This is a genomic window from Bosea sp. (in: a-proteobacteria), from assembly GCF_023953965.1.
In the GTDB taxonomy this organism is placed as follows: Bacteria; Pseudomonadota; Alphaproteobacteria; order Rhizobiales; family Beijerinckiaceae; genus Allobosea.
This window is the reverse complement of the sequence record NZ_JAMLIX010000001.1, coordinates 425,950-439,246: the sequence shown is the minus strand read 5'-3', so window position 1 is coordinate 439,246 and position 13,297 is coordinate 425,950. Positions and strand designations below refer to the sequence as shown.

Annotated in this window: 11 protein-coding genes and 2 tRNA genes; 1 reads left to right on the top strand and 12 read right to left on the bottom strand. The window is 67.5% G+C overall.

Annotated features, from left to right (window positions below; all coding sequences use genetic code 11):
• Positions 1–108: 108 nt before the first annotated feature.
• A tRNA-Pro gene (locus M9917_RS01960) sits at positions 109–185 on the bottom strand.
• A 147-nt stretch (positions 186–332) separates the two neighbouring features.
• On the opposite strand from M9917_RS01960, the gene M9917_RS01955 reads away from it, so the two are divergent.
• Positions 333–407, top strand: a tRNA-Gln gene (locus M9917_RS01955).
• 372 nt (positions 408–779) lie between these two features.
• Here the strand turns inward: M9917_RS01955 and M9917_RS01950 are convergent.
• The 11 genes from M9917_RS01950 to M9917_RS01900 all read right to left on the bottom strand — a co-directional run bounded on the left by M9917_RS01950 (position 780) and on the right by M9917_RS01900 (position 13,260).
• Entirely contained in the window at positions 780–1,760 is a 981-nt protein-coding gene (locus M9917_RS01950; protein WP_297250621.1) for a FecCD family ABC transporter permease, read from the bottom strand.
• 8 nt (positions 1,761–1,768) lie between these two features.
• Positions 1,769–2,803 (bottom strand): iron ABC transporter substrate-binding protein, encoded by a 1,035-nt coding sequence (locus tag M9917_RS01945; protein ID WP_297250620.1) that lies wholly within the window; start codon positions 2,801–2,803, stop codon positions 1,769–1,771.
• Positions 2,800–3,555 carry a substrate-binding domain-containing protein gene (locus M9917_RS01940; RefSeq protein WP_297250619.1) on the bottom strand — a complete coding sequence of 252 codons (756 nt, stop codon included), beginning with the start codon at positions 3,553–3,555 and terminating at the stop codon, positions 2,800–2,802. The genes M9917_RS01945 and M9917_RS01940 overlap by 4 nt, the downstream gene beginning before the upstream one ends.
• Positions 3,545–4,351: an ABC transporter ATP-binding protein gene (locus M9917_RS01935; RefSeq protein WP_297250618.1), complete on the bottom strand. Its 807-nt coding sequence runs from the start codon at positions 4,349–4,351 to the stop codon at positions 3,545–3,547. The genes M9917_RS01940 and M9917_RS01935 overlap by 11 nt, the downstream gene beginning before the upstream one ends.
• A complete protein-coding gene (locus tag M9917_RS01930; RefSeq protein ID WP_297250617.1) occupies positions 4,344–5,360 on the bottom strand; it encodes a FecCD family ABC transporter permease in 1,017 nt (338 codons plus the stop codon). Before M9917_RS01930 ends, M9917_RS01935 begins: the two co-directional genes overlap by 8 nt.
• A gap of 23 nt (positions 5,361–5,383) precedes the next feature.
• Positions 5,384–6,436: an ABC transporter substrate-binding protein gene (locus M9917_RS01925; protein WP_297250616.1), complete on the bottom strand. Its 1,053-nt coding sequence runs from the start codon at positions 6,434–6,436 to the stop codon at positions 5,384–5,386.
• A 199-nt stretch (positions 6,437–6,635) separates the two neighbouring features.
• The gene (locus M9917_RS01920; RefSeq protein ID WP_297250615.1) at positions 6,636–7,592 is read right to left on the bottom strand and encodes a DMT family transporter; all 957 of its coding nucleotides are present in this window, start codon (positions 7,590–7,592) and stop codon (positions 6,636–6,638) included.
• Positions 7,593–7,677: 85 nt separating this feature from the next.
• A complete protein-coding gene (locus tag M9917_RS01915) occupies positions 7,678–8,835 on the bottom strand; it encodes a CaiB/BaiF CoA transferase family protein (protein ID WP_297250614.1) in 1,158 nt (385 codons plus the stop codon).
• A 26-nt stretch (positions 8,836–8,861) separates the two neighbouring features.
• On the bottom strand, positions 8,862–10,028 hold the full coding sequence (locus M9917_RS01910; protein ID WP_297250613.1) for an acyl-CoA dehydrogenase family protein: 1,167 nt from the start codon (positions 10,026–10,028) through the stop codon (positions 8,862–8,864).
• Between the two features lie 89 nt (positions 10,029–10,117).
• Entirely contained in the window at positions 10,118–11,788 is a 1,671-nt protein-coding gene (locus tag M9917_RS01905; RefSeq protein ID WP_297250612.1) for a thiamine pyrophosphate-binding protein, read from the bottom strand.
• Between the two features lie 35 nt (positions 11,789–11,823).
• Entirely contained in the window at positions 11,824–13,260 is a 1,437-nt protein-coding gene (locus M9917_RS01900; RefSeq protein WP_297250611.1) for an NAD-dependent succinate-semialdehyde dehydrogenase, read from the bottom strand.
• Between the last annotated feature and the right edge of the window lie 37 nt (positions 13,261–13,297).

Sequence of the window (13,297 nt, the reverse complement as noted above, 5' to 3'; positions counted from 1 at the left end):
AAGGTTGGAGACGAGGAACAGGCTTCACGACGCAGGAGACCGCCTTCGCGCAGCCGGTGTCGCGCGTGATCGCGACGGATTCTGGATGCCGATGACAAGGAGATCCAATGGTCGGAGTGGCAGGATTTGAACCTGCGACCCCCTCGTCCCGAACGAGGTGCTCTACCAGGCTGAGCCACACTCCGATCCGCTGGTGGGCGGCTTATAGCCAGCGCGCGGCTCCGGCGCAACAGGCTGTTTAGAGGTTGCGGAGGAATTCTTCCGGGCGGGAGCGGACAAGGCGGCTTCGCGGTTGCGTGCGTCTCCTCGGCGTTCTAGAAGGCGCCACATATTGGGGCGTCGCCAAGTGGTAAGGCAGCGGTTTTTGGTACCGCCATTCGGAGGTTCGAATCCTCCCGCCCCAGCCACGCAGTTTGCGGTTTCCGGGTTTCACTTCGCGCTCGAACTGTGTGGGAACGGTGACGGGACATGGGCTTCCATCCTTCGAAAGCCCGGCTCCCCGGTCAATTGCTGGCCGTCACCATGTCCGCCTCAAGGGGCGCGCTCCACCCGAAAATGGGCCAAAATCGGTCAATCATGAGGGCCGTTGGTATTAGGCGAACTTGGAAGAGAGCTGGCTCGGTTTTAGGCAGCATTCCAGCGTCAGCTAGAGCATTTTCGAGCGAAGTGGACCCCGGTTCGCGTGAGGAAAATGCGATAAAACAAAGACTTGTAGCAATTCCGCGATTCGGGGAATTGCGGAATTGCTCTAGTGGCGCGGACGAACCTGCGTAGCGTGCTCAGCCTGGCCGCCCTCGCACCAGCAGCCAGACGAAGACCGGTCCGCCGATCAGGGCCGTCAGCACGCCGAGCGGGATTTCGATCCGGGCTCCGCTGCGAGCGATCGTGTCGACCGCGACCATGAAGCTGCCTCCGAGGAGAACCGCCACGGGCAGGAGCCTGTCGAAACGCGGGCCGGCGATCATGCGGGCCATATGCGGCACCATCAGCCCGACCCAGCCGACGACACCGGAGATCGCGACCGCCGCGGCAGTGATCAAGGTCGCGGCGGTGATGACGATGCCGCGCAGCCAGACCGTGTCGATGCCGAGCGCCCTCGCCTCCTCCTCGCCGAGGCCGAGCACGCCGATGCGCCAGCGCAGCAGGACGAGCGGAGCAAGCCCGATCAGAACGACCGGCGCCGCCGCCAGGACGTCGCCGCGCTGGATTCCCGAAAGCGAGCCGAGCAGCCAGAAGGTGATGGCGGGCAGTTGCTCGTAAGGATCGGCCAGGACCTTGACCAGCGCGATCGCCGCGCCGGCCAGCGCGCCCACGACGATGCCGGATAGCACGAGAACCAGCATATCGGCGCCGCCACGGAGCGCGCGGGCCAGCAGGGCGACGAGGAGCACCGTCGCGATGCCGCCGGCGAAGCCGAGCAATTGTACGGCGAGGACGGGCAGGCCGAGCAGGATGCCGAGCACTGCGCCGAGCCCGGCGCCACTGGAGACGCCGAGAATGTCCGGCGAGACGAGCGGATTGCGGAACAGGCTCTGATAGGCGCTGCCGGCGGCGGAAAGCGCCGCGCCGACGAGCAGGGCCGCCAGCACGCGCGGCAGGCGGATGTCGAAGACGACACGTGCGGCCGCCGGGTCCGTCTCCGCTCCCACCAGCAGGGCCAGCACCTTCCCGGGCGCAAGCGGATAGGGGCCGACGCCGCAGGCGATGACGACGGCCCCGGCAAGGATCAGGACGAGCGCCGGCAGGACGGAGCGATGCATCGCGCGGGTCAGGGCGTGCCGCCGAGCAGCCGATCGAGCGCCGCACCGTCGATCTCGACCTGATAGAACAGCCGGTAGAAGGCCGCGACCTCGGCGCGAAGATCGCCCGCGACCTTGCCGGGATAGAGCTTGTGCATGAGCCAGCTCAACCCGATCAGCCGGTTTGCCGATGGCGGGGAATCGATGAAACCGAAGGGCAAGGCCGGCGCGACGAAGATTCGGCCGGCCTTCACCGCGGCGAGTTCCGACCAGGGCGGGCGCGTGGCCAGGCTGTCGCGCAGCGCGGCATCGAGCGTGACGATCGCATCGGGAGCGAAGACGAGCAGCCGCTCCGCGCCGACCCGGACCAGCCCGCCGCTTTCGCGCAGGCCCTCGACCGGGTTGATCGCGCCGACGCGCTCGATCATCTCCGTGTTGATCGAGCCGCGCGTGCCGCTTTCGAACCCGTCCGGGCCGCGCGCGAGATAGACCTTCGGTCGCTCGGCCGAGGGGATATTCGCCAGGGTCGCGTCGACCGCCGCGAAGATGCGCTCGGCCTCCTGCGCCAGCGCCTCGCCGCGTGCTTCCACGCCGAGCACCCGGCCGAGCAACCGCAACGCCGCCGGCGTGTTGGCGAAGCGGCCGTCGATCAGGAGATAGGGAATGCCGGTCTGGGCCTGCACCCGATCGGCGAGCGAGCGGTAGGTGTCGTTGAGCGTGCCGAAATCGATGATCAGATCGGGCTTCTCGGCCAGCAGCCGCTCCAGGCTCAGCGTATTGCCGCGGCCTGTCAGGCGGCCGAGCTCGGGCAGGTGGCGCGTCGCCGGCAGCAGGAAGGGCTTTTCCTCGGTGCGCGGCGCCCTGACCCAGCCGATCATCTTGTCGGGCGCCACGACATAGAGGAGCGTCGATGCCGGCGGCCCGGCCGCGAAGACGCGCACTACCCTATCCGGCACCTCGACGACGCGCCCGGCCGAATCCGTGACCGGGCGGGCGAAGGCATGGGTCGCGCAGCCGAGCCAGAGCAGCAGCACCGCCGAAACCGGGACAAGCAGCCGCCTCATCGCTCACCTTTCTTGTCATGGGGTGCCATAAAGCCGTTTCGGAGCAGCACGTCCCGAGCCTCGCCGCTTAGGAGCAAGGCTGCAAGATCATGGCCGGCTCGCGTCGCGGTGCGCGCCACAGCCAGGCCGTAGCTCGCGGTGACGGCGCAGTCCCGGGGCAGCGTCACGACCGCACATGGGCCCGCAGCGTCGAGTCCCAGCGTGCCGGAGCGATAGCCCAGGACGATATCGGCCTGCCCCGTCTCGATCAGCCAAGCGCTCGGCGCTTGCCCCACCGGCACTTCGGAGGTGAAGCCGCCGCCGAGGAGCCGCCTTGCCCTGGCCGCGAGCGCGGCTCCGGCGCCGGGCCGCAGATGGTCGATCCGCGCGAAGACCAGCTCGGCATAGTCCCCCGAAGGGTCGGCGCCCGGCGTCGACGTCGCCAGCACCAGCTCCGGATCGAGCATGGCGTCGACCAGCCCGGCCGGGCCGATCGCGAGATCGCGGCGAACGAGCGCGCAGATCTCGTTGCGGGCAAAGCAGACCGGCTCGCCGTACCGCCCGGCTTCGAACAGGCGGCGGGGATGCTCCATATTCGCCGAGGCGAAGACCTGCGCGCCTTCCCCGGCCTCGATGCGCCGGCGCAGCAGGCCGGCCGGACCGAACAGCGCCTCGACCCGCACCGCATGGGCCTGCTCGAACAGGGGCAGCAACTCGCCGAAGGCGCGGCGCAGGCTGCCGGCCGCATGGAGCGTGACAGGCTCATTCGGCACGGCGGCCTCCCGGCGCGGTTTCGGCACCGCGCGCGACCTGGCTGCGGAAGACCGGGGCGAAGGCGGTCAGCTCCCGGCCCTCGGCGGTGAAGCGCAGCAGGCGCACCGGCACCTTGTAGAGATCGGCGAGATGGGCCTCCGTCATGGTCTCGGCGGTGGGGCCGATCAGATGCCGCTCGTCGTCACGCATCAGCAGCACCCTGTCGGCGATCGCGAGCGCATGGTCGGGATGGTGCGTGGTGAACAGCACCGCGAGCTGCCGCTCGTCGGCGATCTTGCGGATCAGGGCGATCACCTCGTCCTGATGATGCAGATCGAGCGCCGCCGCCGGCTCGTCGAGCAGCAGGACCGGCGTCTCGCCGGCAAGCGCCTGGGCGATCAGGACGAGCTGGCGCTCGCCGCCCGAGAGCGATGTGAACGAGCGCTCGGCCAATCGGCCGATGTCGAGCTCGGCGAGGCAGGCAGAGGCGATCTCGCGGTCGCGCCGGCCTGGCGTGCGCAGCAGCGGGATGTGTCGCGTGCGGCCCATCAGCACGATGTCGAAGGCGCTGTAGGAGAAGGCCGGCAGGAACGCCTGCGGCACGAAGCCGACATCGCCTCGCGCCTCGACGCTGCCGGTGCTCGGCCGGATCAGGCCCGCCACCGCCCTCAGCAGCGTCGACTTGCCGCGCCCGTTGGGGCCGAGCACCGCGACGATCTCTCCCGACGAGACGGTCAGGTCGAGGTCGCGAAACTGCCAGCGCTGGCCGTCATAGGAATGGCCGGCCTTGATCGTCCGAATGCGATGCTCAGCCATGGCCGCGCCCCTCACCGCCGGTGCGCAGGAAGACAAGCGCGAAGATCGGCGCGCCGATCAGCGCCGTCAGGATGCCGAGCGGGATCTCGCTCTGGCTCAGCGTGCGCGCGACATCGTCGACCAGCACCATGAAGAGGCCGCCGGCCAGCATGGCGCCCGGCAGCAGGGCGCGGTGGTCGGGGCCGACCAGCATCCGCGCCAGATGCGGCACGACGAGCCCGATCCAGCCGATCACGCCGCTGACCGCGACCTGCGCCGAGACGATCAGGCCGATCAGCGCGAGCACCAGCCAGCGCGTCGGCCCGGCCCGCACGCCGAGTGCCTGCGCCTCCTCATCGCCCAGCGAGAGGATGTTGATGCGCCAGCGCAGCAGCAGGATGAGCGCGGCACCCGGTACGAGCGGCCCCAGCATCAGCGCGAGCCTGGCGTAGTCGGCCGTGGCGAAGGAGCCGAGCAGCCAGAACACGATGCGCGGCAGCTTCTCCTCGGCATCGGCGAGATATTGCGCCAGGCTCACCAGCGCCCCGAAGAAGCCGCTGACCACGACGCCGGCGAGCACCAGGACCAGCATGTTGCGCCGGGCCACGACCGCGCTCAGCGCGTAGACCATCAGCAGCGCCAGCATGCCGAAGACAAAGGCCAGCATCAGCAGGAGGCCGCGCGACTCGCTCAGCAGGATCGCGAGCGTGCCGCCGAAGGCCGCTCCGGTCGAGACCCCGATGATGTGCGGACCGACGAGCGGGTTTCGGAACACGCCTTGCAGCGCCGCTCCGCAGAGAGCGAGTCCGGCGCCGGCGAACAGGGCGGTCAGGACGCGCGGCAGCCTGACCACCAGGACGACATGGCGCTCGATCGCGTCAGGCTCGCCCGCCGCAAGCAGGATCTGTCCGACGCGGACGGGCGAGATGCCGTAGCGGCCGATGCCGAGCGAGACCAGCACGGCGATGATGAGCGCCGCCGCCAGCAGCCCCAGCGCGAGGCCGGGGCCGGCACGAGCCGTCAGGCGCATCCCGGAGCGATCGGCGCTCGCCGTCAATGGAAGGAATCGTAGCCGGTGCGGTAGAAGCGCTTGTAATAGGCATCGGCTTCCGCCTGCATGTCGATATCCGCGAAACGCTCGGGGTAGAGCTTCTTGGCCATCCAGAGCTCGCCCAGCGCCATCGCCTCCGGCATCGGATAGCCCCAGGCCTTGGCGTATTCCGGCATCAGGTAGATGTGGCCGGCCTTGACGGCCCGGATCGGCTGCCAGGCCGGCGCGGTCTTGATCTCCTCGACTACGGCCGGATAGCGCTCCTGCACGAAGATGACGGCGGGGTTCCATTTCAGGACCTGCTCCATCGTCACCTGCTTGAAGCCCTGCAGCTCGGCGGCGACGTTGGCCGCCCCGGCGCGCTTCATCATGATGCCTGTATATTTGCCCGAGCCATAGGTGGCGAGGTCGGGATTGGCCATATAGGCGCTCACCCGCTCGGCCGGTGTCACCGCGGCCAGGCGTTCGGCGACGAGCCTGCGCTTGGCGCTGGCGGTGGCGATCAGGGCCTCGGCCTCGTCCTTGCGATCGAGCACCGTGCCGATCAGCCTCACGCCCTCGGCGAAACCGCTCTCATAGGCGGCCTCCTCGTCGGCGACGACCGGGCTGACCTTGGCCGCTTCGCCGGCCGGCGCGGTCAGGAGCGAGATCGCGATCACCGGAACGCCGGCCTTCTCGATCTGGCCGATCATCTCGGCCGGGGCGTAGTTGGTGACGAAGACGACATCGGGCTTCAGTTGCAGCAGCGCCTCGATATTGACCTTGGTCAGGCCGCCCGGCATCGCGAGCTTCGCCAGTTCGGGGGCGAGCCGTGCGTAATTGGCGCCGAGCTGCTGCTTCCACTGGTCGAGGATGCCGACGACCTTGCCGGTCGCGTTCATCTGGACGGCGAGATTGAGCGTCTGGTGCTGGAGCACGACGGCCCGCGAGACGCTGTCCGGCAGCGTCACCTGCCGCCCGAGCTGGTCGGTGACCTGGCGTTCGGCGTGTCCAGCCGCGGCCATCAGCGGCGTCAGCAAAAGGCCGAGAAGGAAAGCTGCGAAGCGACGTTTCATGGCAAATCCCGCAGATATCGACGCAACGCCGCGATCACCAGCGTTGTATCTGCATGGGAATAGCGCGTGCCGCTTCGGGCAGCAAGCGTGGCGCCACGACATGATTGCTGGATGGGGATTTGGCAACTGAGAGCGAAAGTCCGCTTCTTTGCGACAAGCGAGTGTCAGCCGATGGCGCCCTCGCGCAGCGGATGAGGTATCATGATCTTGGGTGCGGCATCCTGATGAAAGATGCATCGTCGTATATGGCGTGCACAGTGGCGGCGACCCCAACCAGCAGCAGCGCCGCGCCCGCGAGCGAGCACATGGCGGGCATTTCCCCGTCGATGATGCTGCCCAGGATGATGGCGAACAGAACCTCGGTCATCATCAATTGGGCCGCGAGCGCGGCCGGAACCCGCTGCGACGCGTAGGACCAGGCCCAGGTCGCGACGAGTGAGCAGAGGACGCCGGTCGCGACGCCCCAGGCGATCAGCGGTAGGGCCTCGGCGCGGAAGAGGCCAAGATTGGCCAGCTCCAGCATCCCGACGATGGGCGCCGCCGGCAGAAACGCCAGCATCGTGGCTCCGCTCCCGACCGAGATCAGCGCAGCCCAGGTCAGCGCATCGATGCTCTTTCGGACTGCGAGCACGCGCTCGTTCAGCAGGGCGAACGCGATCCAGATCCCCAGCGCTGCGAACGAGGCGGCGAGGCCAAGCACGAAGCCAGGCGGCAGTGCGGACGTATCCGAGAGCACCACAGCGCGGGCATTGACCAGCAATAGTCCGGCCGCGACCAGCAACATCGGAAAAACGATCCGCACCCGGGTGCGGGGATTAAAGTAGCGAAACCCGATGATGCCGAGCACGATCGGAACCAGCGAGATGATCAGCGGCGGCAGCAAGCCCCCCGCGCTCCGGATGGCGATCGCGACCGCGAAAAAATAGCCAACATAGCCAAAGGCTCCGAGCAGGAAGCTCATGACGATATCGCCGGCCGAGATGCCTGCGAGTGCATTGTGCCGATAGAAAAGGACGGTGAAGCCTGTGATCGCCGCGACGATGAAGCGGACAAGCGCGAGGTCGACCGGCGAGTAGGGTTCGACCAACCGCGGCGCGATGAAATTCAGTGACCAGATCGCGCCTGCCGCAAGCGCGGCAAAGATGCCCCAGCTCACGGAACTGCTCCTCGCGGCGCTCGCATCCGCGGGGGTCCGCTCCTCACAGCGATCCGACAAAACCGCCACCCGCCTTCCTGTCTGCCTACCCGGTTGAACGGGTTTGCGGTGCGAGGTCGAACTCGGTGTTGTGCTCGCCGAGGGCCGGCGGAAGCCGACGATAGGTCGCAGGCGTCCGGCTCAGCTTGATCGGAGCGCCGGTGCCGCTGTAGCCATCCTTTTCGACGATCATGCCGCGATGTCGGGTATGGGGATGCCTGATCATCTCCTCGACACTTCGCACCGCGCCGCAGGGTACGCCGTTGCGCACCAGTCTTTCGGCAAGCTCCTCGCAGTCATGCTGGGTCAGGCGCTCCTCCAGTTCGCGCTTCAGCGCGTCGCGGTTGAGCACGCGCCCGGAATTGCTTGCGAAACGCTCGTCCTTCGCGAGATGGGGGCATCGGAGCAGGCTCGTGAGCTTGGCGAACTGCCCGTCATTCCCGACCGCGAGAAAGAGTGGCGCGGTCTTCGTCGCATAGGAATCATAGGGAGAGATGTTGGGGTGGGCATTGCCGGTCCGGCCCGGCACCTTCCCGGACAGGAGGTGGTTCGGGATCTGCGGATGCAGTACCGAGATGCCACAATCATAGAGCGACACGTCGACAGACTGGCCTTTGCCGCTGCGGGTGCGCTCCTGCAGCGCCAGCATGATGCCGAGCGCGGCGTTGAGTCCGGTCACAAGGTCGACGATCGGGACGCCGATGCGCAGCGGCCCACCATCGGGTTCGCCGTTGACACTCATCAGCCCGCAGGCGGCCTGAACGGCGGCATCGTACCCCGGCAGGCCACCGAGCGGGCCGTCGGCGCCGAAGCCCGAGACGCAGCAATGGACCAGGCGGGGAAAGCGCTGCGAAAGCACCTCCTTGAAGCCCAGCCCCCAGCGCTCCAGCGTGCCGGGCTTGAAGTTCTCCACCAGCACGTCGCTATCGGCCAAGAGATGTAGCAGCGCCTCGCGCCCGGCTTCCTGGGCAAAGTCGAGCACGATGCTGCGCTTGTTGCGGTTCACGCCGAGGAAGTAGGCGGAGAAGCCATCCTTGAAGGGAGGGCCCCAGGCCCGCGTCTCGTCGCCGCCGGGCGGCTCGATCTTCAGGATCTCCGCGCCATGATCGCCGAGGATCTGCGTGCAATACGGGCCGCCCAGCACGCGCGTGAGATCTACGACGCGCAGGCCGGCGAGAGCCCCGCCCGATTTCGTTTCGCCCATCGGGGTCTCCTTCAAGCGCTTGTCGATCAGTAGGATTTGGGAAGGCCGAGGACCTTCTCGCCGATGAAGTTGAGAATCATCTGGGGGCTGACCGGCGCGAGGCGCGGAATGAGTGCTTCCCGCAGGTAGCGTTCGACGTGGTATTCGGACGAATAGCCCATGCCGCCATGGGTCATCACCGCGGTTTCGCAGGCCGAGAAAGCCGCTTCCGCGGCGAGAAATTTCGCGGCATTGGCCTCTGCCCCGCAATCCTGCCCGGAATCGTAGAGGCGCGCGGCTTTGGTGACCATGAGCTGCGCGGCCTCGAGATTCATCCAGCAACGGGCCAGCGGGTGCTGGATGCTCTGGTTCTGGCCGATGGGCCGGTCGAAGACCACGCGGTCCTTGGCATATTGGACGGCCCGCGACAGCGCAGCGTAGCCGATACCGATCGCTTCCGACGCGATCAGGATGCGCTCCGGGTTGAGCCCGTGCAGGATCTGCTTGAAGCCCTGACCCTCGACGCCGATGAGGTCCGCCGCCGGTACCTCCAGGCCGTCGATGAACAGCATGTTCGAATCGACCGCGTGGCGACCGAGTTTGTGAATCAGCCGGACCTCGACCTTGCTGCGGTCTAGGTCGGTGTAGAACAGGCTGAGCCCATCGGTCTTGCGCTTGACCTGATCCAGCGGCGTGGTGCGGGCGAGCAGCAGGAACTTGTCGGCCACCTGCGCCGTCGAGATCCAGATCTTCTGGCCTGTGATGACGTAGTGGTCGCCACGGCGTTCCGCCCTGGTCTTGATCTGGGTGGTGTTAAGCCCGGCATCGGGCTCGGTCACCGCGAAGCAGGCCTTCTGCTCGCCACGGATCAGCGGCGGCAGCATGCGCGCCTTCTGCTCCGGCGTCCCATAGACCACGACCGGCTGGAGGCCGAAGATGTTCATATGCACCGAGGATGCACCCGACATCGCCGCGCCGCTCTCGGCAATGGTGCGCATCATCACCGCCGCTTCGGAGATGCCGAGGCCCGACCCGCCATGCTCTTCCGGCATGGCGATGCCGAGCAGTCCGGCGTCGGCGATGGCGCGATAGAATGCTTCTGGGAAGCTCGCGGTCGCGTCCTGCTTCTGCCAGTAGCTGTCGTCGAACGGGACGCAGATCCGCTGCACGAGTTCGCGGATCTGGGCCTGTTCGGGGGAAAAGGAAGCTTCCATTCGGAATCTCATTTCTTGTCTGGTCGTCGAGCGCTGCCGATCGGGGCGTTTCGGCCGGCGCGGATGCGAGCCGGCCGTGCCGGAGGCCGTTACGCCCGGGCGATCGGCTGCGCCTTCGGGCCGTAGGGGTAGTAGGGTGGATGATCGCCGATGGCGGTCATGTCGACCTCCACCAGTGTCGGGCCCTTGGTGGCGATCGCGGCCGCGGCGGCCGGCCCGAACTCCTCCTTCGAGGACACGCGCCAGAATGGAATGCCTGCAAGGGCCGCGACCTTCTCGAGATCCGGCCCGAGCAGGTTGTCGAAACGGCGGCGGCCACCGGCTGCCGCATCCTGGATGTGACGGATGACGCCGTAACCGCGATCGTTCATCACCAGAATCGTCACGTCGAGGTCTTCCTGCACGGCCGTCCAGAGCTCGGTCATGTTGAGGAAGAAGCCGCCGTCTCCGGTCATGATCACGACCTTGCGCTTGTCGGGGCAGAGGGCCGCGCCGATGCCCAGCGACAGGCCCTGTCCGATGCCCGCTCCGATCGGGTAGATGTTCGCCCTGGTCTCGAACAGCGACAGCAGCTTGTTGCCCCAGGTGCTGTTGTTGATGGTGATGTCGCGCGCCCAGATCGCATCCTTCGGCATGACGTCGCGCAGGGTCTGGGCGAAATCGCCATAGGGGCCGAGCGTGGCCTTGAAGGCTGCGCGGGTCTCCTGCTTGAGCGCCCGGAATTCGGCGCCGAAGCCGGGATCGAGCGCGAGCTTTCCCTCGATGCGGTCGGCAATCGCGGTGAGTGTCAACGCCGCATCCGCGCACACGAAGGTGTCGGCCGCATAGGTCCGGCCGTTGGCGAGCGGATCGACGTCGATCTGGATGCGCGTCCGGGGCAGCGCCAGCGCGCCGTCGCCGGTTTCATGGCCGCGCAGGCGCGACCCGGCCACGATCATCAGATCGACGGTTTCGTAGAAGCTTTCGACCATAGGCAGGCCATTGCCGTTCAGCGACCCGAGGCACATCGGGTGATCCTCCGGGACGACGCCGCGCCCGGCCCAGCTCGTGACCATGCCGAAGCCGAGATCGAGCAGGCGGCGCGCGGCCGGGCCGGCCTGCGCGGCGCCGCGCCCGAGCCAGAGCATCGGCCGCTTCGCACGCAGGATGCGTGCGACCACGGCGTCCAGTTCGGCCTGCGCCGGCGGCCGGGGCGGCGATAGGGGTGGGGTAAAGGTGTCCAGCGTTTCAGGGCGCTGGAGCGGCGCGCGCTGGACGTCGATCGGAATCTCTACGCTCACCGGGCCGGTGGGCGCCTCGAGCGCATCCGCGACGGCGCGCGTCAGCACGCCTAGCGCTTCTTCTGGCGTCCGGATCCGGTAGGCCGATTTGCCGACGCTGCGCAGCATGCCGAGCTGGTCGGCGACGTCGTGGACCGTCCCCGCGCCGCGGTCGACGAACCGCGTTGCGGTCTGGCCGGTGATATGGAGGAGAGGGGTGCCGGCGAAGCGCGCCTCGAGCAGGCCCGTGACGGCATTCGCCGCGCCCGGCCCCGTGCTGGTGAAGAGGACGCCGAGCTTGCCCGTCGCCCGTCCGTAGCCGTCGGCCATATGCCCCGCGCCGAGTTCTCCGCGGGTCATGACGAACCTCACCCGATTCCGGCGCGAGATGGCGTCCAGCATCGGGATGTTGTGCACGGAGACGATGCCGAAGACAGTCGAGACTTGGCAGAGGTCGAGGAACTCCGCGACAAGGTCGCTGACTGTATAGGGAGTATTCATCGGGTTCTTCCTGCGGACAAACGAGTCATCTTCGCTCACATCTGGCTGACGAGCTTGGTCGAGAGATAGGCGTCGAGCCCTTCGATGCCGCCTTCCGAGCCGTGGCCGCTTTCCTTGACGCCACCGAACGGGGACTCGGGAACGGAGACGAAGAAGTTGTTGATGCCGAGCATGCCGGCCTCGACCGATTCGGCAAGCGCGCTGACGTTGCGCTGCGCCTCGGTGAAGGCGTAGGAGGCCAGACCATAGGGGAGACGGTTGGCCTCCTTGATCATGTCATCGAAATTGCCGAAGCGATTGATGATCGCGACCGGCCCGAACGGCTCCTCGTTCATGATGCGAGCGCTGATGGGCACGTCGGCGAGCACGGTCGGCTTGTAGAAGTGGCCGGCATTGCCGATCCGCTCGCCACCCGTGCGCAGGGTCGCGCCGTGCTGGCGGGCATCCGCGATGAGCGTATCCATCGCCTCGATTCGCCGCTTGTTGGCGAGGGGGCCCATCTGGATCCCGTCGTCCAGGCCGTTGCCGACCCGCAGGCCCTCCGCCAGCCCGGTGAAGGTATCGACGAAGCGCTCATGCAGCGATTCATGCACGTAGAAGCGGGTCGGCGCGATGCAGACCTGGCCGGCATTGCGGTACTTGAAGGTGACGCTGGCGGTGGCTGCCTTGATCGCATCGGCATCGTCGAGGACGATGACCGGAGCATGGCCGCCGAGTTCCATCGTCGTGCGCTTCATGCCCTCGGCCGCGAGCTTGGTAAGCTGCTTGCCGACCGCGGTCGAACCGGTGAAGGAGATCTTGCGCACGATCGGCGAACCGATCAGATGGGTCGACACTTCGGCTGGGTCGCCGAATACCAGTCCGAGGATACCCTTCGGCAGGCCCGCATCGGCCAGCGCCCGGACGAGGGCTATGGCGGTCGAGGGGGTCTCCTCCGCAGCCTTGAGGATGCAGGCGCAGCCTGCTCCGAGCGCGCCGGCGATCTTCCGCGCGGGGGTGAGGGACGGAAAGTTCCAGGGCGTGAAGGCGGCCACGACACCGACGGGCTCGCGCAGGACGAGATGGCGCTGGCCCGCAAGGCGCGTCGGTACGATGCGCCCGTAGGCCCGGCGGCCTTCCTCGGCGTACCATTCGAAGGTGTCCGCGGCGGCGATGGTCTCGACCCGGGCTTCCGCCAGCGTCTTGCCTTCTTCAAGCGTCAGCTGGGTCGCGATGTGGTCGGCCCGCTCCCGGATCAGGTCTGCGGCCTTGCGCAGGATCCGGCTGCGCTCGTAGGGCGAAGTCCGGCGCCAGACCTCGAAGCCGGCCTGCGCGGCCTCCAGCGCCCGGTCGAGGTCGGCGGCGGTCGCAAGCGGCAGTTCGCCCAGGACTTCGCCGGTCGCCGGGTTGATCACCGATTTCGTGTCGCGCCCTTTCGCGCCGATCCATTCTCCGGCGATGAACAGGGAAAGCTCGTCATATGTGGCGGTCATGATGTTCGTTATCCTTGTCGATGACGGGTTCAGTCGC